Source organism: Micromonospora sp. NPDC023888 (assembly GCF_040639415.1).
GTDB lineage: Bacteria > Actinomycetota > Actinomycetes > Mycobacteriales > Micromonosporaceae > Micromonospora.
This window is the reverse complement of the sequence record NZ_JBEZZW010000036.1, coordinates 16,725-41,924: the sequence shown is the minus strand read 5'-3', so window position 1 is coordinate 41,924 and position 25,200 is coordinate 16,725. Positions and strand designations below refer to the sequence as shown.

The 25,200-nt window shown below is 70.4% G+C and carries 24 protein-coding genes; 10 read left to right on the top strand and 14 right to left on the bottom strand.

Annotation, left to right across the window (positions count from 1 at the left end; translation table 11 throughout):
- Window positions 1–250 precede the first annotated feature (250 nt).
- Window positions 251–1,243, bottom strand: a complete 993-nt coding sequence (locus AB0F61_RS26760; RefSeq protein WP_357814800.1) for a GlxA family transcriptional regulator — start codon at window positions 1,241–1,243, stop codon at window positions 251–253.
- Window positions 1,244–1,490: 247 nt separating this feature from the next.
- Here AB0F61_RS26760 and AB0F61_RS26755 point away from each other — a divergent pair, with 247 nt between their 5' ends.
- The 5 genes from AB0F61_RS26755 (at window position 1,491) to AB0F61_RS26735 (ending at window position 6,862) form a co-directional block, all read left to right on the top strand.
- Window positions 1,491–2,129, top strand: coding sequence for an HD domain-containing protein (locus AB0F61_RS26755; RefSeq protein WP_357814797.1), 639 nt, complete (start codon window positions 1,491–1,493; stop codon window positions 2,127–2,129).
- A gap of 57 nt (window positions 2,130–2,186) precedes the next feature.
- Window positions 2,187–3,125: an NADP-dependent oxidoreductase gene (locus AB0F61_RS26750; protein ID WP_357814794.1), complete on the top strand. Its 939-nt coding sequence runs from the start codon at window positions 2,187–2,189 to the stop codon at window positions 3,123–3,125.
- A gap of 58 nt (window positions 3,126–3,183) precedes the next feature.
- Complete coding sequence (locus AB0F61_RS26745; protein WP_357814791.1) at window positions 3,184–4,485, top strand: nucleotide disphospho-sugar-binding domain-containing protein; 1,302 nt, start codon at window positions 3,184–3,186, stop codon at window positions 4,483–4,485.
- Between the two features lie 121 nt (window positions 4,486–4,606).
- A complete protein-coding gene (locus AB0F61_RS26740; protein WP_357814789.1) occupies window positions 4,607–5,488 on the top strand; it encodes a fructosamine kinase family protein in 882 nt (293 codons plus the stop codon).
- Between the two features lie 123 nt (window positions 5,489–5,611).
- Window positions 5,612–6,862, top strand: a complete 1,251-nt coding sequence (locus tag AB0F61_RS26735) for an MFS transporter (RefSeq protein ID WP_357814787.1) — start codon at window positions 5,612–5,614, stop codon at window positions 6,860–6,862.
- A 133-nt stretch (window positions 6,863–6,995) separates the two neighbouring features.
- On the opposite strand, the gene AB0F61_RS26730 is transcribed toward AB0F61_RS26735, so the two are convergent.
- On the bottom strand, window positions 6,996–8,264 hold the full coding sequence (locus tag AB0F61_RS26730; RefSeq protein ID WP_357814784.1) for a hypothetical protein: 1,269 nt from the start codon (window positions 8,262–8,264) through the stop codon (window positions 6,996–6,998).
- The gene (locus AB0F61_RS26725; RefSeq protein ID WP_357814781.1) at window positions 8,261–8,782 is read right to left on the bottom strand and encodes a SigE family RNA polymerase sigma factor; all 522 of its coding nucleotides are present in this window, start codon (window positions 8,780–8,782) and stop codon (window positions 8,261–8,263) included. The genes AB0F61_RS26730 and AB0F61_RS26725 overlap by 4 nt, the downstream gene beginning before the upstream one ends.
- Window positions 8,783–8,948: 166 nt before the next feature.
- On the opposite strand from AB0F61_RS26725, the gene AB0F61_RS26720 reads away from it, so the two are divergent.
- Window positions 8,949–9,512 carry a hypothetical protein gene (locus tag AB0F61_RS26720; protein ID WP_357814778.1) on the top strand — a complete coding sequence of 188 codons (564 nt, stop codon included), beginning with the start codon at window positions 8,949–8,951 and terminating at the stop codon, window positions 9,510–9,512.
- A 12-nt stretch (window positions 9,513–9,524) separates the two neighbouring features.
- Here the strand turns inward: AB0F61_RS26720 and AB0F61_RS26715 are convergent, their stop codons facing one another.
- The 3 genes from AB0F61_RS26715 to AB0F61_RS26705 form a co-directional block, all read right to left on the bottom strand.
- Window positions 9,525–11,024 (bottom strand): FAD-dependent monooxygenase, encoded by a 1,500-nt coding sequence (locus AB0F61_RS26715; protein ID WP_357814776.1) that lies wholly within the window; start codon window positions 11,022–11,024, stop codon window positions 9,525–9,527.
- A gap of 119 nt (window positions 11,025–11,143) precedes the next feature.
- The gene (locus tag AB0F61_RS26710) at window positions 11,144–11,764 is read right to left on the bottom strand and encodes a TetR family transcriptional regulator (protein WP_357814773.1); all 621 of its coding nucleotides are present in this window, start codon (window positions 11,762–11,764) and stop codon (window positions 11,144–11,146) included.
- A 67-nt stretch (window positions 11,765–11,831) separates the two neighbouring features.
- Entirely contained in the window at window positions 11,832–12,278 is a 447-nt protein-coding gene (locus AB0F61_RS26705) for a MarR family transcriptional regulator (protein ID WP_357814863.1), read from the bottom strand.
- Between the two features lie 88 nt (window positions 12,279–12,366).
- Between AB0F61_RS26705 and AB0F61_RS26700 the strand changes: the two genes are divergently transcribed.
- Window positions 12,367–13,179, top strand: a complete 813-nt coding sequence (locus tag AB0F61_RS26700) for an SDR family NAD(P)-dependent oxidoreductase (RefSeq protein WP_357814771.1) — start codon at window positions 12,367–12,369, stop codon at window positions 13,177–13,179.
- Here AB0F61_RS26700 and AB0F61_RS26695 read toward each other — a convergent pair.
- Together AB0F61_RS26695 and AB0F61_RS26690 are read right to left on the bottom strand one after the other, a co-directional pair.
- Complete coding sequence (locus AB0F61_RS26695) at window positions 13,169–13,426, bottom strand: hypothetical protein (protein WP_357814769.1); 258 nt, start codon at window positions 13,424–13,426, stop codon at window positions 13,169–13,171. The two genes, AB0F61_RS26700 and AB0F61_RS26695, sit on opposite strands and share 11 nt — an antisense overlap.
- 320 nt (window positions 13,427–13,746) lie before the next feature.
- The gene (locus tag AB0F61_RS26690) at window positions 13,747–14,670 is read right to left on the bottom strand and encodes an oxidoreductase (protein ID WP_357814766.1); all 924 of its coding nucleotides are present in this window, start codon (window positions 14,668–14,670) and stop codon (window positions 13,747–13,749) included.
- Window positions 14,671–14,747: 77 nt separating this feature from the next.
- Between AB0F61_RS26690 and AB0F61_RS26685 the strand changes: the two genes are divergently transcribed.
- The gene (locus AB0F61_RS26685; protein ID WP_357814764.1) at window positions 14,748–15,179 is read left to right on the top strand and encodes a MerR family transcriptional regulator; all 432 of its coding nucleotides are present in this window, start codon (window positions 14,748–14,750) and stop codon (window positions 15,177–15,179) included.
- Window positions 15,180–15,294: 115 nt separating this feature from the next.
- Here the strand turns inward: AB0F61_RS26685 and AB0F61_RS26680 are convergent, their stop codons facing one another.
- The 3 genes from AB0F61_RS26680 to AB0F61_RS26670 are packed head-to-tail and all read right to left on the bottom strand — an operon-like array spanning window position 15,295 to window position 19,456.
- Window positions 15,295–17,286, bottom strand: coding sequence for a toll/interleukin-1 receptor domain-containing protein (locus tag AB0F61_RS26680; RefSeq protein ID WP_357814761.1), 1,992 nt, complete (start codon window positions 17,284–17,286; stop codon window positions 15,295–15,297).
- Between the two features lie 59 nt (window positions 17,287–17,345).
- The gene (locus tag AB0F61_RS26675) at window positions 17,346–18,962 is read right to left on the bottom strand and encodes a M48 family metalloprotease (RefSeq protein WP_357814758.1); all 1,617 of its coding nucleotides are present in this window, start codon (window positions 18,960–18,962) and stop codon (window positions 17,346–17,348) included.
- Entirely contained in the window at window positions 18,959–19,456 is a 498-nt protein-coding gene (locus tag AB0F61_RS26670) for a hypothetical protein (protein ID WP_357814756.1), read from the bottom strand. Before AB0F61_RS26670 ends, AB0F61_RS26675 begins: the two co-directional genes overlap by 4 nt.
- 528 nt (window positions 19,457–19,984) lie before the next feature.
- Between AB0F61_RS26670 and AB0F61_RS26665 the strand changes: the two genes are divergently transcribed.
- Together AB0F61_RS26665 and AB0F61_RS26660 are read left to right on the top strand one after the other, a co-directional pair.
- Window positions 19,985–20,578 (top strand): phosphotransferase, encoded by a 594-nt coding sequence (locus AB0F61_RS26665; RefSeq protein WP_357814753.1) that lies wholly within the window; start codon window positions 19,985–19,987, stop codon window positions 20,576–20,578.
- Window positions 20,579–20,729: 151 nt separating this feature from the next.
- Window positions 20,730–23,213: an NACHT domain-containing protein gene (locus AB0F61_RS26660; protein WP_357814751.1), complete on the top strand. Its 2,484-nt coding sequence runs from the start codon at window positions 20,730–20,732 to the stop codon at window positions 23,211–23,213.
- A 38-nt stretch (window positions 23,214–23,251) separates the two neighbouring features.
- Here the strand turns inward: AB0F61_RS26660 and AB0F61_RS26655 are convergent, their stop codons facing one another.
- The 3 genes from AB0F61_RS26655 to AB0F61_RS26645 all read right to left on the bottom strand — a co-directional run bounded on the left by AB0F61_RS26655 (window position 23,252) and on the right by AB0F61_RS26645 (window position 25,146).
- On the bottom strand, window positions 23,252–23,398 hold the full coding sequence (locus AB0F61_RS26655; RefSeq protein WP_357814748.1) for a hypothetical protein: 147 nt from the start codon (window positions 23,396–23,398) through the stop codon (window positions 23,252–23,254).
- 357 nt (window positions 23,399–23,755) lie between these two features.
- Window positions 23,756–24,298, bottom strand: a complete 543-nt coding sequence (locus AB0F61_RS26650) for an SUKH-4 family immunity protein (RefSeq protein WP_357814745.1) — start codon at window positions 24,296–24,298, stop codon at window positions 23,756–23,758.
- Window positions 24,299–24,345: 47 nt separating this feature from the next.
- A complete protein-coding gene (locus AB0F61_RS26645; protein ID WP_357814743.1) occupies window positions 24,346–25,146 on the bottom strand; it encodes an alpha/beta hydrolase in 801 nt (266 codons plus the stop codon).
- Window positions 25,147–25,200: the final 54 nt, after the last annotated feature.

The window sequence follows — 25,200 nt, the reverse complement described above, 5'->3', positions numbered from 1 at the left end:
CGCGCGAGGTGCTGGCCGCCACGCTGGCCGAGACGTACGGGATCGCAGCCGAGTTCGGGCCGGGCCGACTCGTGCACGTCGAGCGGTCGACCGGCTCGGCGCGGTCACGTCGTACCTGGGCCGGCTCGGTGCCCGCATCGACGGCACCGACGAGAGCACCGCCGGCTGGCGGATCGGCGGCAACCCGTTCGACCGGGTGGAGTATCTGCGCTTCCTCGCCCAGCCACGGAACCGGTCGTGAGGCCCAGCCCTACCGCTGCGCTCCGCCCGCCTCGTGGGAGCGGCGAGCCGTACTGAACCGTCGCTGGTAGGCGGCAGGGCTGATCGACAGCTTTCTGGCGAAGACCCGGCGCATGCTCTCGTAGCTGGGGAACCCGGCGAGGGTCGCGGCCTGCGTCGCGGTGTGGCCCTGGTCGAGCAGCGCCCGCGCCAGGTCGAACCGGATGTTCTCCACGTAGCGAGCCGGCGTTGTGGACAGCTCGTCGTGGAAGAGCCGGGTGAGCTGCCTGGTGCTCACGTTGAGATGCCTCGCGAGTTCACCGAGCGAGTGGTCGCCGCGGGGGTCCGCCGTCACCACGTCGGTGATCCTCCGCAGCGCCGGGGAGCGCGGCGGCGGCCCCTGCAACGGCGCCGAGAACTGAGACTGGCCGCCCGCGCGCTGCATGTACACCACCAGGGCGCGAGCGACGTCTCGGGTCAGGTCGGGCCCGTGGTCCTCTTCGACGAGAGCGAGCGCCAGGTCGATGCCGGCCGTCACCCCCGCCGAGGTGTACGTGGTGCCGTCCCGAACGTAGATGGCGTCGGGCTCGACCCGGCAGGTCGGACACCGGGCGGCAAGCTCGTGCGCGACCTTCCAGTGCGTGGTCGCGCGCTTGCCGTCGAGAACGCCGGCGGCGGCGAGGACGAACGCCCCGGTGCAGATCGACGCGACCCGGCCGGCCGCCGCCGCCGGTGTCCGCGCGGCGTTCGCCAGGTCGGCGGGGACGTGGGCGCGCGGATAGTGGTCGGACCCGGCCACCAGCAGGGTGTCGAAAGCTTCCCCCGGGGAGACGGCACCGTCGACCGCCATCCGGATCCCGAGACTCGACGTGACGTCCGCGCCGGTCGGTGACAGCAGCACGATCCGGTAGTCGGCACCGAACCGGTTCGCCTCCTTGAACACCTCGGCCGGGCCGGCGACGTCAAGCAACGTCACACCGTCGTAGACCAGGATCGCGACGGAATGGGAGCCACCGTTCACCACCGCGGTCTGCTCGGCGCCGGGTGCGAGGCCCGACCCCGGCGGTCGCGACCGCCACTGGGCCGGCGAACCGGAGGAATGGACACCATTCATTGGTAGCACGCCGCTGTGTGACGGGCCGCACGTCTGCGATTTCAGCACGTCCGGATATGAGGGATTCCTGGCCGGAGGAAGGCGGCGGCGTACGACGATCGGGAGGCAGCATGGGGTTCCCAAACAGCTACCGACACAGTTTCGAAAGGCCAGGAACATGCCAGAGGTCATCGCGGGGTTGACGATTCCGGACACCACGGCGGTCGCGGAGGCGACCCGGCACATCCAGGGGACGACCAGGCCGGTCATCTACCACCACTCCCGCAGGGTTTATCTCTTCGGCCTGATTCACGCGCACCGGCTGGGCGTGGAACCGGATCCGGAGTTGCTCTATCTGGCGGCGATGTTCCACGATTCCGGTCTGCTGACTCCCTTTTCCGACGTCGAGCAGCGCTTCGAGATCGATGGCGCCGACCACGCCCGCACGTTCCTCCTGGACCGGGGTTTCTCGACGGCCGCCGCCGAGACCGTCTGGACGGCGATCGCGCTGCACACCACGCCTGGTGTTCCCGACCGGATGGGGCCGGAAATCGCGACCACCTATCTCGGTGTCCTGACCGACGTGCTCGGCCTCGGCCTGGACGGACTGGAGCCCGATCAGCGGGACGAGATCCTCGCCGCCCATCCACGAGGTGACTTCAAGAACGAGTTTCTGCGAGCCCACGTCGACGGGCTGAAGAACCGTCCCGACACCACGAACGGCACCGTGAACTCCGACATCCTCGAACACTTCATCCCCGGCTTCCAGCGGGTGACGACCGTCGAGCGCATCGTCGGATCGCCCTGGCCGAGCTGACCCGCCGATCCCCACCGCCACGGCCTACCGACGAACTCTCCTGGAAAGGCTTCGAGCATGCGAGCGATCACCGTCCGCGACCGTACCGCGGGTGTCAGCGGGCTCACCCTGACCGACATGCCCTACCCGCACGCAGCGGAGAACGACGTCATCGTTCGCGTGCACGCCGCCGGCTTCACGCCCGGAGAGCTCGACTGGCCGGCGACGTGGACCGATCGCGCCGGCCACGACCGGACCCCCACCATCCCCGGGCACGAGCTGTCCGGGGTCGTGGTCGAACTCGGCTACGGCACCACCGGCCTCAGCGTGGGCCAGCGGGTGTTCGGACTGAGCGACTGGGCCCGCAACGGATCCCTCGCCGAATACACAGCGGTGGAGGCACGCAACCTCGCCCCGCTGCCGGCCGGGATCGACCACACCGTGGCCGCGGCGCTGCCCATCTCCGGACTGACCGCCTGGCAGGGGCTCTTCGACCACGCCCACCTCACGGCCGGCCAGACTGTCCTCATCCACGGGGCCGCGGGTGGCGTCGGTTCGATCGCCGTCCAACTCGCCAACGAGGTGGGCGCCCACGTGATCGGGACCGGACGAGCGGACGACCGCGCCGTCGCGCTCGCCCTCGGCGCGCACACCTTCGTGGACCTCGCCGCCGACGAGCTGCGGCACGTCGGCGAGGTGGACGTGGTGCTCGACGTCATCGGCGGCGACATCCTGGAACGATCGACCGAACTGGTACGTCCGGGCGGCACCCTCGTCACCATCGCCGCGCCGCCCACCGTCCAGCCGAGGAACGGGCGAGCCATCTTCTTCGTCGTCGAACCTGACCGCGCCCGGCTGGCCGACCTCGCCCAGCGCCTGCGGGACGGGCGGCTCAACCCGATCGTCGGCGCGGTGCGCCCGCTCTCCGAAACGGCCGCCGCGTTCGCCCCCGACCGCCGCACAGCCGGCAAGACGATCATCGAGCTCGTGGCCGGACAAGGGACGCGGCAGTCGTGACCTACGGTGACACCGGCGTGCCGATCGCCGGTACGGGCGCGGACGTGAGGAGACAGAGATGGCAAGGGTAATCGTCGGAGCGACTCCCTTCGAGGGGCACGTGGGCCCGGTCCTCACGATCGCGGCGGACCTGGTCCGGCGGGGCCATGAGGTGGTCGTCTACACCGGGTCCCGGTTCGAGGCGCGCGCTCTGGCGATCGGCGCGCGATTCCAGGCGTTGCCGCCGGAGGCCGACCTCGACGACCGGAGGTTGGACTCGCTCTTTCCGCTGCGGGCCACGCTGCCGCCCGGACCGGCCCAGCTGTCGTTCGACTTCGAGACCTTCTTCCTGGGCCAACTCCCCGCGCAGGTCCGGGGTCTGCGGGCGCTACTGGCGCGGTTCCCCGCCGACGTGGTGCTGGGTGAGCTCGGGTTCTGGTCGATACCGGTGCTCAGCCTCTCCGCGCCGCCGCGGGAGCGCCCGACGCTCGTGACGCTGGGCTCGATCCCCCTGCTGATCCAGAGCGAGGACGCGCCCGCGTTCGGCCCCGGCCTGCTGCCGACGTCAGGCGAGCAGGGACGCGCCCGCAACCGGGCGATGAACGCCGAGGTGCGCCAGCTCTTTGCCGATCTGCAGAGATTCGGCGAGGCGACGCTCACGTCGTTGGGTGTGCCGATGCCCGACTACCTCTTCGACGTGCCCTTCCGGCGTACCGACCACTATCTGCAACTGACAGTGCCCAGCTTCGAGTACCCCCGCGGCGACCTCCCCGAGCACCTGCGGTTCGTCGGTACGCTCCCTCCCGCGCCCAGCAGCACGTACGCGGAGCCGGCGTGGTGGCCGGAGTTGTCGGCGGGTCGGCAGGTGGTGGTCGTCACGCAGGGGACGGTCGCCAACAACGATCTGAGCGAGCTGATCATCCCCACGGTGCGTGCCCTCGCCGACCTCGACGTCCTCGTGGTGGCCGCGACCGCACGCGAGGACGGGCCCGAACTGGTCCGCCAGGCCCTGACCGACGTGCCGGACAACGTGCGGCTGGCCAGCTTCGTGCCGTTCGACCGGCTGCTCCCGCACGCCGACACGCTTGTCACCAACGGTGGTTACGGCGGGGTGCAGACCGCCCTGTACTACGGGGTGCCGCTGGTGGTCGCCGGTGCCAGCGAGGACAAGCCGGAGGTGGCGGCCCGCGTCGAGTGGAGCGGCACCGGTGTCAACCTGCGGACCGGCCGGCCCACGGTCGCCGAGTTGCGCGCCGCCGTGCGGACGGTGCTGCACGACCCGGGCTACCGCTCCCAGGCCGACATCATGGCCAAGGAGATCGGTCAGCACAACCCGTTCGACGCGATCGCCGAGATCGTCGAGGCGGCTGCCCGTCGCTGAGAGCCATCGGGTTGCCGGTGCCGGCGATCCACGATGGACAGCGTCACCGCCCGGGAGGCGGTTCGCCGCCCCCTAAGCTGTGGTGTGACCCGAGCACACCGACCATGAGGAGTGCGCCCTGATGCGCTCGACGACGATCCTGCTGGAGCGCCTGCTCGCGGCCGGTATGGACGAGGTCGTCACGGTGGAGCCGGTGGCCGGCGGGGTTGCGGCGGTCGCGGGCATAGCCACCCGCCGGGACGCGCCGTCGGTGTTCGTCAAGGCCTTCGCCGACGCGCCGGCCGACGGGGTCTTCCTCGCCGAGGCCGAAGGGCTGGCCGCCCTGCGCGAACTCGGCCGCGTACCGACACCCGAGGTGCTCCTGGCCGACCGCGCACTGCTCGTGTTGTCGGTGTTGCGCCCGAGGCCGCACAGCGAGGTCTTCTGGGAGCGGCTCGCACACCTGCTCGCCGACATGCACCTGAACACGACCCATCCCCGCTTCGGTTGGCACCACGACAACTGGCTGGGCCGCCGCCGTCAGGTCAACACGTGGCATGACAACGGCTACGAGTTCTTCGCGGAGCACCGGCTGCTCCGGTGGCTCGGGCAGCCCCGGGTGGAGGCGGCACTCGACGCCGGAGACCGGGCGGCCCTGGAACGGCTCTGCGACCGGCTGCCCGACCTGTTGCCGGACCGGCCCGCGTGCCTGACACACGGCGACCTGTGGACCCAGAACATCCTGTCCACCGCGGACGGGCAGCCCGCACTTATCGACCCGGCGGTGTCCTACATGTGGGCCGAGGTCGACCTCGCCCACGTGTGGTCCACCTCGCCCCCGCCCGAGGCGCGACGGTTCTTCGAGGTCTACGCGGAGCTGACCGCGCTCGACGACGGCTGGCGGGCCCGGATGCCGATCGTCCAGTTGCGACAACACCTCGCCGTGCTGGCGCAGTTCGACGACGACTGGGGCGCGGCCGACCAGATCCGTGCCGTGCTCGCCCCCTTCCGGACACGATCCTGACCCGGGCCCACCTCGCGACCGCCGGCGCGGCGCCGGCCCGGGGCGCGGGAGCCGCGCCCGGGTGATCCGCCGCGCAACGGGGACGGAACCCTCGATTACGGTGATCACGAATGGGGGTGGGCCATGGCGCAGGAGGTGTCGCCGCGAAGGGCCAGGGCCGTGCTCGTCGCCCTGTCCCTCGCCGCGTTCGCGTTCATCACGACCGAGTTGCTGCCCGTCGGCCTGCTGACCCACATCGCACCCGAACTCGACAGGTCCCGCTCCCAGGTGGGTCTGCTGGTCAGCGGGTACGCCGTCGTGGTCGTGCTGGCATCCGTGCCGTTGGCCCGGCTGACCCAGCGGATCCCCCGACGGCACCTGCTCGGCGTCACGATGCTCCTGTTCGCCGCCGCGAACGCCACAGCAGCGCTCGCCTCCACGTACGCCGTGCTGGCCGGCGCCCGACTCGCGACAGCCCTCGCGCAGGCACTCTTCTGGTCCGTCGCCACGGCGGCCGTGACCGGGCCCTTTCCGGTCGCGGTACGCGGTCGGGTGGTGGCGCTGTTCGCGACCGGGGCGACGCTCGCCCCGGTGCTCGGCGTACCCCTCGGCACCTGGCTCGGGCAGCACGCCGGGTGGCGGGTGGCGTTCGCGGTGTTGGCCGGGGTTGGTCTGGTCATCGCCGCCGCGGTGCTCGTCTTCCTGCCCTCCTATCCCCCGGCCGCTGGCGGCGCCGCCCGGGGCACCGCGCCGGACGGGCGACGCTTCATCCTGTTGCTCGTCGCGACCGCCCTCGGCATCGGCGGGTTCATGACCCTGCAGACCTACGTCACACCGTTCCTGCTCGACGTCAGCGGCTTCGCCGACGCGGTGCTGGCGCCGCTGCTGTTCGCCGCCGGCGCCGCCGGCGTCGTCGGTACCCTGGCCGCGGCCCGGACCCTGGACGCGCGGCCGACCGCCTCCCTGCTGACGCCGCTGGGCATCGGCACGGCCTCGCTGTTCGGCCTGTACGCGCTCGGCGCGCTCCGGCCCGGAGCGGTCGTACTCCTCGCCGGCATCGGCCTCGCCTACGCGGCGTTCGGCTCCGCCGTGCAGAGCCGGATGCTGCAACTGGCCCCGGGCAGCACCGACATCGCCTCGGCGGGCGTCAGCACCGCCTTCAACACCGGCATCGCCGGTGGTTCGCTGCTCGGCGGTGTCCTCCTGCCCACCTCGGGGGCGCGGCCGCTGGCCCTCGCCGGTGGGCTGCTGACGCTTGTCGCGCTCACGCTGCTCGCCGTGGACGCACGGCGGGGCGCCACCGGGCCCGTGTCGAGCGCGGCCCGCACCCGCGTCGACCCCGCGGCTACCCGGCCGGTCACCCCTGCCCCGGGCGGAGACGCCGTCTCCCGGTAGGACGGGACGGTCGGGAATACTTTCGGCCTCGAACTGAGCCGGTGGGAGGTCGCCGTTGCCCTGCCCGCCGGAGACGCGTGGTTCGTGCACAACCGCCCCTGACCTGTTCGTGGGCCGCGCGGGGAGCCCTGGATCAGGAATCGACGGGGACGGTGGTCGTGGTTCCCGCGGCGTCTGTGACACGTACGTCGGTGGCCGCAGCGGGTAGCAGCGCCGCGTTACGGCCGGCGTCCTGCCATTGACCGCCGGCGACTCGGTAGCTCAACGCCGACCCCTCGGCGGCGACCAGAACGCCCTGGTCGTCAGGCAGTCGTAGCTGCACCGGCAGCGGTGCCGACCAGTCCACGGTCGTGCCGGCGACCGCCTCGAAGGGCAGGTCTCTGCCGGCGAGCAGGGCGATGACGCGGGACGGGTCGTCGTCGTACTGGATGGTTTCCACGAGGAGCCGCCGGCCGTCGGGGGTAGCCCCGTAGACCCACAGCCGGGGAGATCCGTTGTGCGTGTGCACGCCCACCGGGTCGATGTAGTCGGCGATGGCCTCGGCTGGCGCGCTCACCTGCTCGGCAGCCGGGTCGGTGCCCCAGACCTGCTGGGCGCCGGGCAACGTGTGGCGGATCAGCGGTGGCGCCGGCCGGTCCTGACCACCGGGAAACTGGATCAGTTCGGTGTTGTTGATGTGAACCATGTTCTCCCGGCTGACCGGCGTCCTGGCGAGCGCGACGGTGAGCTTCGTGCGCTGCGGTGGTACCGACATCACCGCAGCACCGTCTCGGAACGCCACCGGAGTGAAGGTCCGCTCGACCTTGCCGTCGGGCAGATACCGCAGGTCCGCCGAGAACTCCACGGGTTGCCCGAAGTCGAGAACGAGGAGCACGTCGCGTTGCGGTCCGAACAGAGCCGCCTGCTCGATGCCGTCCGTTCCGGTGTCGTCGACAACCGTCAGGGTGCCGATGCGCGGGCCGTCGGCGGTGGGTTCGACGAACCCCACAGTTGTGTGGCGCGTGGTGCTGTCGGCGACGTAGGCGGCCGGGCCGGCGGGTGTGGTTCCCGCCCAGACGACGTGCGGCTCGCCGCGCGTCGTCCCGCCGGTCTGCTCCAGCCGGCGCTTCCAGGCCTCGCGGACCTGCCGCAGGTACCCGTCGTCGGCGGCCAGGTCACCGCGCGTCGGCTCGTCGAACATCGGCGCGGCGACCGGTGCCGCTCCTCCGTCGCCGGCCAGCCGAAGCCCGCCAGCCACGGGGAGGGCCACCACTGCCGCGCAGACAGCCGCCAGGACGGACCGGCGGCGCACCACCCGGCGCCGCCCACCCCGGCGCACCGCACCCAACAGACCAGCCGGGGCGACCAGGTAATCCGTGGCGCGACGCAGGATCTCGCGTACGTCACTGTCGTTCATCGTCATCGCGAACTCCTGGTTTCGGTGATGGGCAGGGCGAGATCCGATTCCGCAAGCGCCTCCCGCAGCCGCGCCAACCCACGCGAGGCGTGACTCTTCACCGCACCCGCGGAGCACCCCATCGCCGCCGCGACGTCGGCGACCGGCAGATCTTCCAGGTAACGGAGCACGACCGCGGCCCGTTGCCGAGCCGGCAACGCCCGCAGCGCCCCGACGACCAGCTCGCGAACCGCGACGGCGTCGGCATGGTCCCGGGCAACCTGGTCGTGGTCACCCAGCGCCCGCTCGGGACGTCTGGCACGCCACCGCCACCGGTTGATCGACCGATTGACCAGCGCGCGCCGCGCGTACGCCTCCGGGCTGCTCTGCACCCGACGCCAGCGCACGTACACCTGCTCCAGCACCTCCTGGAGCAGGTCCTCGGCCGCGTGCCGATCCCCGGTCAGCAGGAAGGCAACCCGCAGCAGCACCACCGACCGGGTACGAACGAAGTCATCGAACTCCGCCCCACGCGAATCACTCATCCGACCTCCCGGGCCTCGTCAACCAGCAAGACACCGCGTCGGCGCGAAAGGTTTACCGGGCCGGCCCACTGGCTCGACCGCGGTAGCCAGGAAGTCTCCAACACGTGCCGTGACCGGACAGGCCGCAGGGTTTCGCCGGCTGTCGCTTCCGGGTAGCGGATGGTTCATGAACCGCAATCTCGTCAAGGCTCTCCAGGTCGCCTGGGAACTGCCCGAGTTCCGCAGCGGGCTGCGTCACCTCATCGACCTCGACGAGGTGGCGGTGCTGCTGGCCACGTTGTCCGTCGCCGACCATGACCGCGAGGTCGAGCGCAGCCTGTTGAGCCTGCTGCGGTCCGCCCTGGACACCCCCGAGATTCGGGAAGCCGTGTTGCTGCTGCTGGAGCAGGACGAGGTGCGTCGGCCACTCGTCGCGGCGGCGGTGGAGCCGCTCGCGGACCGGCCGGGTCAGGCTGCCGCCATCGCTTCGGCGGCCGAGGATCCCGCGGTGCGCCGGGAGATGCGAGCCGTGCTGGACAGCGCCAAGGTGCGCGAGCTGATCTGGCAGGCGATCGACAACCAGGTGAGCGACAACCGGATCGGCCTGATCCGCCAGGTGGCCGTGCTGTTCGTGCGGCATCCGAGCGTCCGGCGGCTCGTGTGGGCGGTACGCCGGCACGGCGTGTTGCGCGAACTACGTCGCAAACCCCCATCTGCGTCAGTCAACGTTGCGGGCGCCGGACAACCATGAGTTGGCGGCCTCTCAATCCGGCAGGCCGAAGTGGTGGGTGAGCGCGGCGCGCAGCGTACCGGCGTCCCCGGCGGACCAGGCGACGAAGCAGTCGGGGCGCACGAGCAACGCGGTAGCGGTCGTGCCCTCCAGCGGGCCGGTGACCACGTCGACCCGGTCACGCCAGGGCGCGGCGACCTCGGCGTAGGCGCCCGTGGAGTCCAGCAGCAGCGGCCGGGCGGCGCGGGTCAGCTCGGCGAGGCGCACCGGGCCATGGTCACCGTGCACGACCACGTCGGGCGCGCAGCGACCGGCCAACGGGTCCGCGGGGTCGGCGGGGTAGCTGATGTCCGCGCCGGACATCAGCGCCGCGATGTGCCCGGTCACCTCCGGCTTGCGCAGCAGCTCGGCGAAGAGTTCCCGCAGGCCGGTGATCTCCTCGCCGGGGCCGATGAGCGCCGACTGCGCCTGGGTGGACATGACGACCCGTTCGGCGACGGGGCGACGCTCACTCTCGTACGTGTCGAGCAGGCCCTGCGGTGCCCAGCCGCGGACCGTGGCGGCGAGCTTCCAACCCAGGTTGGCGGCGTCCTGCAGGCCCAGGTTGAGGCCGGGGCCGCCGATCGCGGGGTGCACGTGCGCGGCGTCGCCGACCAGCAGCACCCGGCCGGCGCGGTAGCGGGCGGCGATGCGGGTGTTGCGACCGGTCAGCCGCCGCAGCAGGCCGGGGCCGTCCGGCGCGCCGACCGGGATGTCGGCACCGAGCACCCGGGCGACGCTGGCGCGTAGCTCCGCCAGGTCCATCGGGGTCTCGTCGCTCGGCGGCGTGTCCGGCCACTCCGTCGTGCTCAGGATCGCCGGACGACCGGGGAACGGAGCCCAGGCGATCAGACCGCGTGCGGTGCGGGTGTGCTGGAACGGCGAAACGACCCCGTAGCCGGGCACCCGCAAGCCGCCGGTCTCGGGGTCGAGGGATGACGCGGGGACGGTCACGGTGGCGGTGCGGGAGATCGACCGGTCGAAGGTGGCGCCGGGGAAGTCGATGCCGGCGAGGCGGCGCACCGCGCTGCGGCCACCGTCGGCGCCGACGAGGAAACGGGAGCTGAGCTGCGTACCGTCGGCAAGGCTCACCTCGACCGCGTCGGGGCGTTGGCGAAGGTCGACGACCTCGTGGCCGCGGCGCAGGTCGACGCCGAGTTCGGCGGCTCGGGCGGCGAGGGCGGCCTCGAGCTGGGCCTGCGGCACGCCCAGCACGTAGTGCGGGTTCTCCGCGAGCACCGTGAGATCCAGCGGGAACGCGCCGAAGACGAAGGCTGGTTGGGGGGTCGGCGGGGTGCTGTCGCCGCTGAGCCGTGCGTAGAGGCCACGCCGGTCGAGCAGTCGGACGACCTGGCCGACGAGACCGTTGGCGCGGGGCTCGCCGGTGGGCGTGGCGTGACGTTCGAGGACGACGGGGTGGACGCCGGCGAGGGCCAGTTCGCAGGCGAGCATGAGGCCGTTCGGACCGGCTCCGACAATGAGGACATCGATCATGGTCGTGATCCTTTCGGGGCGTGCGTCATCGCCACGGCAGGCGGGGCACGCGGCCGGCCCGCCGCGGGGGTGACGCGGCTGAAGACGTGGGTGAGGTGGTGCTCGAGCGGAGGTCGGGGTCAGCGGGGTGGCGCCGGGAGGCCGGCGGCGAGCTGGGCGAAGGCGTCGGTGATGAGGCGCTCGATCGGGGTGGGCGGGTCGGCGCTGTCGAGGTAGTGCTGCATGGCGACGGCGACGGCGGCGCTGGCGGCGGCCGCGACGAGCCTCGGATACATGTCGGTGGCGAGGTCGGTGCCGGTGCGCTCGGCGACCGCGGCGGCCAACTCGGCCTCGGCGACCGCGACGGCGCGCAGCCGCTCGCCCTGTAGCGCGGGCTCGGCGAGCATGGTGCGGACGCCGGCCACCCACTGGGCGTGTGCGGGGGACGGCATCGCCTCGACCTCGGGACCGCGGGTGAACTGCTCCAGCGCGGCCTGGGTGAGGGCCGCCCAGAGCGGCTCGTCGGCGGGGCGTTCGCGCAGCGCGGCGGCGGTGCGCAGACTGCGGTCGAGATGGCGGGAGGCGATCGCCTCCGCCTTGCTGGAGAAGTAGTTGTTGAAGGTACGCGGGGACACGCCGGCCGCCTCGGCGATGTCCTCCACACGGACGTTGTCGTAGCCGCGCTCCGCGGTGAGGTGGATCGCGGCCCAGCCGAGCGCCGCCCGCGTCTCGGCCTTCTTGCGCTCCCGCAGCCCCGTCATGGCACCACGCTAACACTTCTTGCGCACCACGCAAATATGCGTGTCACGCAAATATCCACCTGCCGCGTCAGTGGTCCGATCCCGGTTGGCCGGAGTCACGGATCGCCTCGACGCACCTGGACAGCAGGTCACGGAGCTGGTGGCGTTCGGCGGGGCTCAGCGCGTCGGCGATCCGCCGTTCGATGCGCACCGCCTCGCGGTCGCACCGACGCAGCGTGGCGCGGCCCTGCTCGGTGAGGCTGGTCTCCAGGACGTGGCGGTGCCAGGGGTGCGGCGAGCGTCGCACCAGCCCTCGATCCTCCAGGGCCTTGAGGACGCCGGTCATGGCCTGGGGCGTCACCAGGCAGGCTCGCGCCAGCGCGGCTCCGGACATGCCGGGGTTGTCGGCGAGGGCGAACAGTGCCGCGTACTGAGCGACAGTCAGTTCGGCCGGGCGCAGCGCCGCGGCCTTGGCCGCCATCAGCGCCTGTTCGGCGCGCTTGATGTCGAAGCCGAGGCGTTCGTCGGCAGGCATCTCCACGATCAGATCGTACCGGGTTGAACACCTGTCAGGATGATTGCTACCGTCAAGGTCTTGATTGGTATCAAGAGACGGAGACACTGTGCGAGACAAGGTCGTACTGATCACCGGCGCCACCAGCGGCGTCGGCTACCACCTCGCCCGCGACCTCGCCGTACGAGGGGCCACGCTTCTGCTGCACGGACGGGACCAGGCGCGGCTCGACGCCGTCGCCGGCGACCTGCGCGCGTTGACACCCGCGGTGCGGACGTACCTCGCGGACCTGGCCGACCTCGACCAGGTCCGCGCTCTGGCGGCACGCGTGCGCGAACGCGAGCATCGGCTTGACGTACTTGTCAACAACGCGGCCGTCGGCGCGACCGACCCGACCCGACGCGACGTGAGCCGACAGGGCCACGAACTGCTCCTGGCCGTGAACCATCTCGCGCCCTACCTGCTCACCACCGAACTGTTACCGCTCCTGACCACATCCGCTCCGGCCCGCGTCGTGAACGTGGCGTCGATGGGTCAGGCCCCTGTCGACCTCGATGACGTCGGCTTCGAGAACGGCCCCTACGACGCGGTCGTCGCGTACTGCCGGGCGAAGCTCGCGATGATCATGTCCACCTTCGACCTGGCGGCCGAGGTGCCGTCCGACGTGTTGACAATCAACGCCGTACACCCCGCCCACCTCATGGACACTCCGCTGGTGCGCGCCGGCGGCTTCACCCCGATCACCACCGTCGACGCCGGGGTGCTGCCCACCCTGCGGCTCGTCGCGGACCCCGCTCTGGACGGAGTGTCCGGGCGTTACTTCGACCGGTTCGACGACGCCCCGGCCCACCAGCAGGCCTACGACCTCACCGCACGGCAGCGGCTCGCCGCCGCGACCCGGGCGCTCGTAGCTAGTAGGTAAAAGTCCAGAGGAAGTAGAAGCCGGGCGCATTGGGGCCGTACTGCCGGTACTCGCAGTAGTACCAGCTCCACAGGCCGGTCTGTGCGCCCTCGCTGCCGTAGCTGTTGCAGAACTGGCCGTCGTAGTAGACGCCGCGCAGCGTGCCGCCCTGCGGGTCCGCCGCAGCCGGAGTGGCGCCGATCCCGACCAGCCCGCCCAGCGCCAGCGTCACCGCCGCCACCAGGGTCGCCCTTCTACGTCCGCGCATGAAGTCTCCTCCCAGAACCGTCCGCGGCGCACCAACGCTCCCCATCGAGCCAGGACCGGGACATCGAAGTTCGTGAAATTAAGGCTTGCATGGACGTGCGCGAATCGATTCCGGACAACGGGCGGCGCCACCGCGATGATCCGCCAGCGTGGTCTCCGTCGAACGGGCATCCGCCCTGACCACGCGGGTTTGGCTCTAGACGGGCCACAGCGCGTCCGGCAGCACGGCGCGCCGCGACCTCACCGAGGCGCCGCCGCTACCGCAGGTGCCTCGTCCGGCCGCGACGTCAGGACGGACGGGCGGCAACCTGGCGGGACAGGTCAGGCTCGGCCGATGAGGTCGAGGCCGGTCAGGTCGGCCGAGAGCGCCCAGAGCCGGGCCGCCGTAGCGCTGTCGCCGCGGCTGCCGTCGGTGACCCGGCAGTCCACGCAGTAGTCGCCGCCGTACGCGTCAAGGTGGGGTGAGGTGGCGGCCCAGACCTGGGTCGCCGCGCCCTGCTCGACGGTCTTGAACAGGCCCGGCGCAGGAGTCCCGTCCGCGTCGATCCAGCCCGCGGCGACCATCTCCTCCACCGCGAGGTGTCGTTGCAGCGGAGTCCGGATGTAGCCGGGGTTGACGGAGAAGGCGCGGACCCGGTGCGGTCTGCCGAGCAGGCCGAGGTGGCGGGCGAACAGGATGTTCGCGAGCTTGGACTGGGCGTAGGCCTCCCATTTGTCGTAGCCGCGCTCGAACTGCACGTCGTCCCACCGGATCCGCCACGAGGGGTCGCGCCCCGAGGCGACCGAGACGACACGAGCCTCACCGGAGGCGGTGAGCGCCGGCCACAGCAGGTTCACGAGCGCGAAGTGACCGAGGTGGTTGATCGCGAACTGCGCCTCCCAGCCGGGTCCCACCCGCGTCTCCGGGCACGCCATGACCCCGGCTCCCGCCACCAGGATGTCGAGGACGGGATGGCCGTGGAGAAACCGTTCGGCGAACGCGCGGACGGACGCGAGGTCAGCGAGATCGACCTGGTCGACCTCGACCCCGGCCACGCCGGCGAGCGCCTGCTGCGCTGCGTCCGGCCGGCGAGCCGGTACGACGACCCGTGCCCCGGCGCGGGTCAGCGCGCGGGTGGTCGCGAGACCGAGGCCGGAGTAGCCACCCGTGACGACGGCGGTCCTGCCGCTGAGGTCAACTCCGGCGAGGACGTCTCCGGTCGTGCTGTGGGCGCCGAACATGGTGCGGGTCGTGTCGCTGGTCATGGCGCCGACGCTAGGTGCTAGACCGCGGTCTAGGTCAACGGGCAACGGGCTACGGGCTACGGGCTACGGTCGGCACTGTGTCGGACAGGGACCTGAGCATCGGACAGGTGGCGCAGCGCACCGGGTTGAGCGTGCACACCCTGCGGCTCTACGAGCGCAAGGGCTTGTTGGCAGGCGAGGTGCGGCGTGACGGATCCGGCAGGCGTGTCTACAGCGCCTGGGACGTGGAGTGGTTGGCGAACTGTGTGAAGTTCCGCGCCTCGGGGATGCCGCTCACGACGATCAGCCGCCTGGCCCAGCTCGTCCGCGAGGGCAGCGGCAACGAGGCCGAACGGCTCGAACTGCTCCGCGAACACCGGCGTCACATCACCGAGCAGCTCGCGCAGTTGAGCGACTGCCTCGATCTCGTCAACGGCAAGGTTGCCAGCTACGAGGAACACCTCGCCGCCGGCGCGACCGGAGATCCCTGGGAGCCACAACCCCGGCCGGAAGCGCAGGCCAAACGGTGAAGGACCGCGTGACCGCCGGTCGGCAACCCATCGCGGTCGTGGGCGGGACGCGGTGGCCGACCGGCTGGTGACGATCACCGCAGGCCGCGGCGGGAGCGTGTTACCCGATTCGCCATCAGTAGTGGCGCAGGCCCTCCCACAGGGACATCTCACAGACGGCATCGGTGCGCCCGTGGTCGACGTCCCAGACCCGCACTTCGGTCCCTCGGACTGTCACCACCTGTCCGTCGCGCGTCCAACCCACCACCTCCGCGTCTTCGACGTGGTCGGTGAGGTCGGCTCGCCGCAGCCCGTTCCTCGCCCACACCAGCAGGTGGGACTTGGGTGCTGAGGCCAGCGCCGTGCCGCCCGGTGCCCACCGCACATTCGCGTCGTACGTGTACGACGCGCTGAGTACCTGCTCAAGTGCTCGGGTGTCCGCGTTCCAGATCCGTACCGTGAAGTCGTTCATCTCGAACCAGGCGAGGCTCTCGCCCTCTGGCGCCCACTGTGGATCAGCGACCTCACCGGAGGTGTCGGATACCTCCGTCATGGTGCGGTCGCCCAGCTCGTACACGTGAAGGTTGGGCGACTTGTCGGCGTCCACCGAGTGGTAGGTCGCGGTCACCAGCCGGGTTCCGGCGGGGTTCCACTCCAGTCCGGAGAAGTCCTTGGTGTGCTGGTACCGGTAGGACTCGTGCAGCCGGGGACCGTCGAGGTCCAGGACCAACAGGGTGGGTCCGCCGGCCACGGCCAGGCGGAGAGCTCGCGGTGACCAGGCGACCGTCTTGATGCGGAAGTCGCCGAGCGCTCGGACGACCTGGTGGAGCAGGGCGCCGGTGTCCGCCTGCCACACCCGGACCGTTCCGACGCCGTCGCCCGTGGCGACCAGCTCGCTGTCGGCCGACCAGGAGATCTCGTCGAGGGGACCCTGGTGGCCGGGAACCGGCGGGCCGGGCTCCAGCCGATCCGCATCCCAGATCCGCAGCTCACCACTGCTGTGACCGGTCGCGAGCCGCCGCCCGTCCGGAGACCACACGACGGTCCAGACCGGGGCGTCGCGGCCGGCGGGGAAGTCACGCGCCCCGATGAGCCGGCCGGTGGTGACGTCCCACATCCGCACGCTGCTCGTCACATTCGCGCCCTGGCCGTGAGTCGTCACCAGCCGGGTGCCGTCCGGGGACAACGCCGCGTCGTTGACCATTCGCGACCAGCGGGTGAGGCCGTCGGTCAGGCCCCAGCCGAGCGGAGCCAGCAGTAGCACGAGGACGGTGCCAATCACCAACCGCCGCTGCCACCGCCGTACGGATGGCAGCAGTGCCAGCGAGTCTCGGGGATGATGTTTGAGCTCTTTCTCGAACTGGTCGACCAGGACCGCGACGTCGTCCGGCAGATCGGCCTCCGGCCGCAGTCGTGCGCCCTGCCGGTAGGGCAGGGCGGCGAGGCTCTCCGGCAGGTCATCCGGCCGGGGCCGGTCCGCGCCGTCGACGAGCACCGGCACGACGGTGCGCTGAGCCTCCAACGCCGTCTCGATCTCCAGACGGACGTAGTCATCGGGCTGGTCCAACCGCCGCCGGCCGCCGTTGTCGCGGGCCTCCAACCAGGACGGGCCGATCATGACGAGGACCACGTTGCAGCGCCGTACCACGCGGGGCAGTTCGGTCCGGTAGTCGCGGCCGGGTACGAGCGAGTGCGCGTCGAGGAAGACCTGGTGCGGGCCGTATCGCGCGACGAGTGCGTCGTAGACCGCCCGAGTAACCCGTTCGGAGTCACTGCGCCGGTAGCTCAGGAACACCCGCGGGCGCTGACGAAACTGGGTCAGGTCACCGAGCCACATCGATGCGGCGTTGGCCAGGAGACCGGCGCCGACGCCCAGGACGGCACCGACCGTCCCCTCGCCTCTGCCAACCAGCCCGAACAACAGCCCGAGCCCCGCCAGGCTCAGCATGTTCCAGGCCAGTGCGCCGCCGGGCCTCAACCGCCCGCGCAACCAGGTTATCTGCACCACGACGGAGAGGCCCGCCCCGATGAGCACCGCGGCCAGCATGCCCATTCCGTCGCTGCCGTTCATCCCCGCGAAGAAGAGCAGCCACACCCCGACGACGTAGGGCGGCAGCAGGATCAGCACTCGGGTCTTCGTGGTTACTTCGATGGCTCACTCCCTGGGCGTTGGGATGTGTCCTGCGTTCAGGAGAGCAGGGGTGGCTGGGGAAGCAGCAGGGCCGCGGTCGCCACCAAGGGTGTCCCGACGAGAACGAGGCCGGAAAGACTGGCGGAGCTGGCCCACTCCGTCGGTCGACCCTCGACGAGTGCGGCACGTCTGAGAACCAGATACCCGCAGGCGGCGCATGCCCCCAACAGGACGATCATGAGGACGAACGTCGGCAACTGTCCGCGTGCAGCGAGACCAACGAACCCACAGGTCGCCAGGATGGCGATCATGGTCGCGACCGCGTGGAACCATTTCGTTGGCTTGACCGCCGGAAACAGGCGCAGCCACGCGGAGGCCAGCGTTGCGACGAAGAGGCAGAGCGCCACAGCCCCGATGATCCGGGCTGTCAGATCGACGCCCAGGTACGTCGGACGCGCCACCAGATTGAACGGCATGAGCACATCACCAACCGTCAGGCCAAAGCCGAGGCTTGCGCCCAGCGTCACAAAACGTACCGGCCTGCCGGCGGATCGGGAATGCCACACTTCACGCCACATGCCCTGGGCGACGAACAGACCCAGCGGTACACCTACGAGCGCAACCGTGAACATGACACGCACCGGCGTGAACGCCGGCGACTGGTTCGGGTCGATACTGGCGAAAAGCTGATCGACGATGGCGAACCCGAAGCCGGCGACGATGCCCGCCAACAACATGAGCTGCGCCGGCATACGCAGCAGCAGGGACTGGTCGGCGAGCACCTCCCGACGAGAGTTGATCGTCGGATGGCGACGAAGGAAACTCCTGAGCTGCCCGTGGGGTGCCTGGCCGGCGTCCGGGCGGCGGTCGTCGCGCAGGAGCGCGGCCAGGTCAGTTCCGCCACCCTCCGCGGCTCTGAGGTCGGCGAAGAACTCACGTGACCGCAGGAAGGCACGAAGGAGCAACTCGATACCGATCATGCTGATCAGCAGGACCACGAAGGTCGACCACCGAAGGTCCCCCAACCGGTCCGGGTCGGCCGCCACGACGACGGGCACCGAGAGCAGGACCAGCGCGCACCAGACGCCGTACCACAGTCGGAAGAAAGACGCCTGGCGGTACATGCGCACATCGTTGTTGGCGATATGGCCGACCTCGTGACGAACAACAGCCTCGAATCTCTGCCGCAGCGCCATCGACGGCTTCCCCGCCAGCGCAAGCAGGTCCGGTCCAACGACCAGGCAGAATCTCCTGCGCAGATACCCCGCGCGGCCCACCATCGCGCGACCGCCCAGTTCAGGATCCACGAGAAGGCGCGGTACCCGACATTCCATCTCGAGTGACACGTCCGTCACGACGTCAAGGGCATTCTGGAAATCTGGGCCGCCGATCCGTCGCCAGCGCCGAGCGCGAGTTACTACATAAGTTTCGTAGCCGACGAGGGTGAGCACGGCGACCAGATAATTGACGTTCTGACCGAGCCCCAGGAGACTCAGCGGGTCGGTGGGCAGCCCCAACGAGAGGCTCAACGGGATGGCCGACATGGTTGCGAAGTACAGGGTGCTGCAAAAGATGGCCACGGCGAGTTGGTAGTTGAGAAGGGCCGCGTCCGAAATGAAGCCAAAGACCGATATCTCCGGCGAGCCCTGCCCGCCGGCGACATCGTGGCTCATGTCGGCAACCTACGGAGCGCCTCAACGATCGCGTCGGCCAGCAGCGACGAATCTCGCTCCCCCAGCCCGAAGTCCACGGCCGTGACGAGGGCAACCTGCCTGATGGCCGCCAACTCGTCCTGCGTCCATTCTCGAGCACAGTTGGAAGCCGCACCCTGCCTCCGCAGTCGGCGGAACGCCTTGGTCGCCACGTTCGCGGAATACTTCTTCACCTGATCGGTCGCGCCCGACAGCGCGCCCTCCACCACGGCGGTGCACACATAGGCGACCGCTCCGACCAGCACTTCGGTCGAGTCGATGTCGAATCCGCTCCCGAGCGGATCGTCACTACAGGAGATACTTGCTTTCGCCGGCAGGCGGCCGGTCTTGACCGCATTTGCGGCATCGTCAAGATACCGCTTCCTCGCGATGTCGAAGGTGGGCAGCTCTTCTGGCGCGACCTGCGTGAGCACGGAATGGATCAATTCCACGAGCAAAGTGGGTGCTGTTGCCATGAGCTGACGTTAGAATACTGACCACGAAGAGTAGTTTCGAAAATACTGTCAGTATGGTGACAGCTCGATCGGCCTTGCGGCTGCTCTCCATTCGGCCCCTGGTTCGACGGCGGCGTTGGGGCACGAGACGTGGTCGGCTGGGGTGATCCCGTTCGTTCACCTCAAGGCGAGCGCGGCCGCCCCGAGTACCGGTGGCAGCAGGAGCCAGGCGTACGCGATGCCGGCCAGGGCGCTGCCGGCACCAAGCGCGGCGTACAGCATCCCGCCACCCGGCGATGAAACTCGCCTCGTCCGCAGCCGCCTCGTACGACAGCGCGGTGGTGACCAGATCCGGCTCTTCGGGCCGCGTCCGCGCCAGGGCAGAATCTCGGGGTGAGCAACCGCGAAGAGGTGTTGAAGGGGAACGTCACGACGGGGGTCGTGCGAGTCGGCGACACTGTTCGCCGACCCGTCGGGCCCTGGACAGAGACGGTCGACCTCCTGCTCGACCATCTGCACGCCGTCGGGTTCACGGCGTGCCCTCGTCCGATGGGGCGCGACGAGCAGGGCAGGCAGGTGCTGGAATACGTCCCGGGCGAGATGGGTGCGGAGTCCGGCACCTACTCCGCCGCGGAGTTGCGCTCGATTGGACAGCTGCTGGCGCACCTGCACGAGGCGCTGGCCAGCTTCGTGCCGCGGGCCGACGCCAACTGGAACCAGGTCATCCCGCCCGACCGGAAAGAGATGATCTGCCACAACGACGTGGCACCGTGGAATCTGGTCAGGTCGGATCGGGGCTTTGTGCTGATCGACTGGGACGGGGCGGCGCCAGGTTCGCGACTGTGGGACCTCGCGTACGCCGCCCAGAGCATGGCCGGTCTCCGCGCAGACCGGCCGGTGCCGCAGTCCGCGGCGCGGCTGCGGGCGTTCGTCGACGGCTACGGTCTCGATGACGCTTCCCGTCCGGCGCTGGCCGCCATGTTGGGCCGGCGCGCCAGAGCCATGTACGACCTGCTGCGTGAGGGCGCCCGACAGCAGCGTCAGCCATGGGCCAGGATCTGGACAGAGGACGGTCCCTACTGGTTGGCAACCGCCGACTACCTCGACGCGCACCGCGACGCATGGCGCGCAGGGCTGGAGTGATCAGGGCGGGGACCCGGCCGGTCGGCGTCGTCCACGACGATCTCCTCTCAGGTCGGCCCCAGCGTGCGGCAGGGCCGCCTGCCGAAAGCCGCATCGGTCAATGACGATCTGCTGCGTGACCAGGTGGCCGCGGTGACCGATGATGCATGCTGTGAGGGGACGACGACGGGACACGGTACGGCGTACCGGGTACATCCTGTTCTGCGCCGGACTGCTCGTGGCGGCCATGTCGAGCGTGGTGAAGGCCCTCGTAGCCGACAGTCCGGGGGAGCTTCAGCGATGGGGGACGTGGCCGGAGAACATCGCGGCGCTGTCCACCGCGGTCGCCACCATCATCCTGCTCTGGGAGAAGCGCGCTCCCCGCGCGGATCCGCCCGTTGTCGACGAGGACCGGATCGGGCGGGCGGTTGCCGATCTCGCGATCCGGATCCGGGCGGACTGGGCGGAGGAGGCGGTGCGGCGGGAGGTGACCCGGCCGGCGCCCGTGCTGGTGCACTGGTCGTCGACGGGCCGGCCAGCCGCCTCCCGGCGATTCGTGCTCGACGATCGACTCGGGGGTGAATGGCAGCAGTTGCCGCTGCGCGGGAAGACCGATGAGTCGAACAACGACATCGTGACGGCGTTCCACAGCCTGCCGCACCGACAGTTGATGATTCTCGGTGACCCTGGCGCGGGCAAGACCGTGTTCGCGATGTTGCTGACCCTCGGCCTGATCCGCCGTCCTGCCGCGGACGAGCCGGTGCCGGTGCTTCTGTCGATCCACGGCTGGGGCACCGCCGAGCGGTTGGATGAATTCGTGGCCCGTCGGCTGGCCGAGGACTACGGTGACGTGCTGGCCGACTACGGCGACCCGCTGGCCTTCGCGCGGCGTCTGGTGGAAACGCAGCGGGTTCTGCCGATCCTCGACGGCCTCGACGAGCTGCCCGCTGACGCCATCGCCCAGGCGATGGACAGGCTCGACCGGTTCGCCGCGGAAGGGCGGCCGCTTGTCGTGACCTGCCGCAGCGACGAGTACGAGCAGGCCGTGGCACGCAGCCGCGTGCTGTCCCGCGCGGCGGTGGTCGAGTTGGCGCCGGTAGAGGTCGAGGATGCCATCGCCTATCTGTCCCAGCCGGTGCCGGACCCGCGCTGGGAGCCGGTCTTCGCCCACCTGAGGACGCACCGGGATGGCCCGCTGGCGAGGGCGTTCTCCTCCCCGCTGATGGTGGCCCTGGCCCGCAGCACCTACCAGGCCGTGCCGACGGCGGATCCGGTGGACCTGCTGGAGGCGGCACAGACCGCCGCCGGGCAGCGCTCGGTGGAGGCTCGGCTGGTGGCGGCCTTCGTCCCCGCGGTGTACGTGCCGCAACCCCGCCGCCCGTCTGACCAGTCGCCGGCCGCCGACGTCAACTACCACCCGGAGCAGGCACAACGCTGGTTGATGTTCCTGGCCCGGCACATGAGCGAACATGGCGTGCAGGACGTGGGTTGGTGGGAGCTGAGCCCGCTCATCCGTACCGGCTTCGTCGCGATCTCCGGCTCCCTGGTCGCCCTGCTGGCGACGCTGCTGTTCGTACCCGTCTTCGGGCCCACCTTCGGGCTTGTCGTAGCCGCCATGGCGGGTCTCGGCACTCTCGCGGTCGCGGGCTTCACGGGCGGACCGCCGCGGAGCATCCATGCGGAGGAGGCCACCCCGCGGTCGGCCCTGGCCAAGGAACGGGCACGTGCGATATCCCGAGGCTTACGGGGTGGCGCGCTCATCGGTGCCGCGATCGGCCTGCTGCTGGCGAATCTGCTGGGCATGGAAATCGGGTACGCCGGACTTTTTGTCGCGGTGTTCGGCTTGGTGTATGCCCTGGCCACCCTGCTCGACCACCCGTGGGGCTCGTTCCTCGTGGCCCGATTCTGGTTGGGCGTCACCGGCCGGTTGCCCTTCGGGCTGCCCCGATTCCTCGAAGACGCCCACCGTCGGGGAGTGCTCCGCCAGTCGGGCGCACGCCATCAGTTTCGACACCTGGTTCTTCAGGAGTATCTGGCCGGTGGGGTCAGCCCGCTGTCCGCCGCGCCTCCCGCGGCGACAGCGTCGCAGCAGAAGGCGGACGGGCAGCGACCACCGCTGCACCAGCAGCGGATCCGCCTGTGCGTGGCGGCGGTAGGCCTGGTTTTCCTGATGCTGTTCCTGCTCTCCACCGCACAGACCCCTCCCACCTACCGTTCCGGAGACCGGCCCGAGACTCTCACCGAGGTGAGCTGCAGCGCCTCCGGTGGCGGTGGGGGCTGCCACGAGTACATTGTCGGCTACCAGTGGCAGGTCGGCCCTGGCGGCCAGGTCAGCACCACCTTCACCTTCCCCAGCAGGCAGCGGGTGATCCAGTTCCGCGGGGTGGTTGGCGAGTTCAAGCTCCTCCCGTCGAACGGCTGCGCCAACGCCGCCTTCGAGTGGCAGATGAGCACCGCGGGGCGGCTACTGCGGTCGGGAGAGGTCCGCGACACCGGGAGTCGAAACGACGCGGCGCACGCACCCCCACCCGAGACGAAAACCGTAGCGGTAACCGTGCGCCGCACCGATACCGAACCATGTACGGCGGTTCTGCACTGGGACGGCCCGGCCGGGCTGTACCGGGGCGTCATCCCCGGCTCTGGTCCGTTGGGCTGACGCACCTCGGCGAAGGCCCGGGGCGACGAGGCCCACGGTCAATTGGTGATCACCGGCCAGGCATAGGCGAGCAGGGCGCAGGCCGTCCCGAGGAGCGCGAGCGAGACGCCCCGGGTACGCAGCGGCAGGGCGGCGAGCGCGATCAGGATGACGGCGATGAGGTAGAGAAGGGCCTGGACCGACATGTGTTCTCCTCGTTCGGGGATTGGCTGACGGCGGCTGACTCTATCCACCGGATGCCCCACGCGCCCGATGGCGAAGGCGGCCTGCCAGTGCCGGACTCAACCGTCGACCGGTCCACAGCAACGGATCATCCCAGCGCCAGATCACGATGTCGTTCAAGAACCTCGGCGGGACCACCTGTGGAGGGGCTGGCGGAACTACAAACCCTCGCGGCCTGATCCAGCACCCGTCCCCTGCGGCCATCGCACGACAACCACTGTTGTCGTGCTACGGCCGTGCTCCTTCCCGAGCCGGTCAGCGCGGCACACCCCGGTGTGTCAGAGGCGCTGGTCGGCCCGGAGACGGAACCCGTGGCGCGGTCAACCGTCCGCCTCCTCGGCATCGTCGCCGGGCACGGTCAGACCCTGCTCCCCGAGGAAGCCCCACCACTCGTCGTCGTCGAAGCCGATCTCGCCATACCCGGCGCCGAAGACGTAGTAGGCGAGGAACGAGTCGAGGTCCGGCGCGACATCGAGAAAGAACTCGCGGGCGAACCACTCGTCGGTGGTCTCCGCGGGGAAGTACCAGATGGCGCCGGTGTCGCGTCGGATCAGCAGCGGCTCCTCGTGCAGCAGGCCGAAGACCAGCCACTCGCTTGGTTCGTCCGCGACGCCTGTGAACTCGGGCAGGTGCGCGAGGTGGTACTGAATGTCGCCGATGTGCACGGCATCGGGCAGGTCGAACGCGCCGGCCCGGATGCCGTCGGCGGTCTCCAGCAACTCCCGGACCGGCCGGGGCAGCTCGGTGGGAATCGTGTCGGCCGGAACGCCCGCGTTGATCTGGGCCCAGACCAACGTCGCGGGCTGGTCGGCCTCCAGGTCGGTACGCAGCTCCGCGATCAGCTCCCGCAATTCGGGATTCAATCCACCACCTCTATTCGGAACGGTATTGGCAGGTGTCGGCCTGGCGGTTACCGGAGGTGGCGTTGCATCCAGACCAGTGTGGCGTCGGCGACCTCGCGCCAGCCGCTGTCGATCGGCATCGAGTGCCCGCGGTCGGGGAACTCCTGGTAGTCGGTGACCGCCGATGAGGCGCGGTACCGCTTGACCGTGGCCCGGACGACGGCCCGGGGCGCACTGTGGTCCTTTCCACCGGCCATCATGAGCAGTGGCCCCCGGGCCGAGTTGGCCGCGTCGATCGTGGCTGGTGAGCGGCGGGACAGGTTCGCCGACACCAGCTCGAAGACCGGCCTGCCGGGTGACGGGATCACCCACTGCCGGTACAACCTGTCGGATTCGGCAGTGGTGAGCGCGTTGCCGTGGCTGTAGCGGAACTGCCGCGCGGTAAGCGACAACGCCCGCCGCCGGTTCGCCGGGTTGCGCAGCAGCGGCCAGCCCACCGGAATGCTCGAAGGCGCACGGTTGGTCACACCTCTGATCGGTGGAGGTTGCAGCGCCACCGCCGCCACCACGAGGTCCTGATCGAGGAGGCGCTGCGCCACCAGGCCGCCGGTCGAGTGGCCGATGACGACGGGCCGTTCGCCGAGCGTGCCGATGAGCTGTGCGTAGTGCGCGACGATGTCGTCGATGCCGACGCCGGCGACGCGGTCCGGCTCCTGCCGCGCTACCGCCACGGTGCTCGGCTCACCCGGCCAGCCCGGATTCAGCGGGGCGTGTCCCGCCGTCCGAAACAGCTCGACCCAACCGGCCCAGGACGCGGCATGCAGGAACATGCCATGGACGAACACCACAGGCGTGCCGGTCGCTGCCATTCTTCTCCTCCCGAGCGCACCCGTCCCGGCACCCGACGGCCAGGTGCGACGGCC

Bases quoted from the DNA above. Each gene is read 5' to 3' on its own strand.
- AB0F61_RS26755 (WP_357814797.1), top strand. From the start codon at position 1,491: ATGCCAGAGGTCATCGCGGGGTTGACGATTCCGGACACCACGGCGGTC.
- AB0F61_RS26750 (WP_357814794.1), top strand. From the start codon at position 2,187: ATGCGAGCGATCACCGTCCGCGACCGTACCGCGGGTGTCAGCGGGCTC.
- AB0F61_RS26745 (WP_357814791.1), top strand. From the start codon at position 3,184: ATGGCAAGGGTAATCGTCGGAGCGACTCCCTTCGAGGGGCACGTGGGC.
- AB0F61_RS26740 (WP_357814789.1), top strand. From the start codon at position 4,607: ATGCGCTCGACGACGATCCTGCTGGAGCGCCTGCTCGCGGCCGGTATG.
- AB0F61_RS26735 (WP_357814787.1), top strand. From the start codon at position 5,612: ATGGCGCAGGAGGTGTCGCCGCGAAGGGCCAGGGCCGTGCTCGTCGCC.
- AB0F61_RS26730 (WP_357814784.1), bottom strand. From the start codon at position 8,264: ATGACGATGAACGACAGTGACGTACGCGAGATCCTGCGTCGCGCCACG.
- AB0F61_RS26725 (WP_357814781.1), bottom strand. From the start codon at position 8,782: ATGAGTGATTCGCGTGGGGCGGAGTTCGATGACTTCGTTCGTACCCGG.
- AB0F61_RS26720 (WP_357814778.1), top strand. From the start codon at position 8,949: ATGAACCGCAATCTCGTCAAGGCTCTCCAGGTCGCCTGGGAACTGCCC.
- AB0F61_RS26715 (WP_357814776.1), bottom strand. From the start codon at position 11,024: ATGATCGATGTCCTCATTGTCGGAGCCGGTCCGAACGGCCTCATGCTC.
- AB0F61_RS26710 (WP_357814773.1), bottom strand. From the start codon at position 11,764: ATGACGGGGCTGCGGGAGCGCAAGAAGGCCGAGACGCGGGCGGCGCTC.
- AB0F61_RS26705 (WP_357814863.1), bottom strand. From the start codon at position 12,278: ATGCCTGCCGACGAACGCCTCGGCTTCGACATCAAGCGCGCCGAACAG.
- AB0F61_RS26695 (WP_357814769.1), bottom strand. From the start codon at position 13,426: ATGCGCGGACGTAGAAGGGCGACCCTGGTGGCGGCGGTGACGCTGGCG.
- AB0F61_RS26690 (WP_357814766.1), bottom strand. From the start codon at position 14,670: ATGACCAGCGACACGACCCGCACCATGTTCGGCGCCCACAGCACGACC.
- AB0F61_RS26675 (WP_357814758.1), bottom strand. From the start codon at position 18,962: ATGAGCCACGATGTCGCCGGCGGGCAGGGCTCGCCGGAGATATCGGTC.
- AB0F61_RS26670 (WP_357814756.1), bottom strand. From the start codon at position 19,456: ATGGCAACAGCACCCACTTTGCTCGTGGAATTGATCCATTCCGTGCTC.
- AB0F61_RS26665 (WP_357814753.1), top strand. From the start codon at position 19,985: ATGGGGCGCGACGAGCAGGGCAGGCAGGTGCTGGAATACGTCCCGGGC.
- AB0F61_RS26655 (WP_357814748.1), bottom strand. From the start codon at position 23,398: ATGTCGGTCCAGGCCCTTCTCTACCTCATCGCCGTCATCCTGATCGCG.
- AB0F61_RS26645 (WP_357814743.1), bottom strand. From the start codon at position 25,146: ATGGCAGCGACCGGCACGCCTGTGGTGTTCGTCCATGGCATGTTCCTG.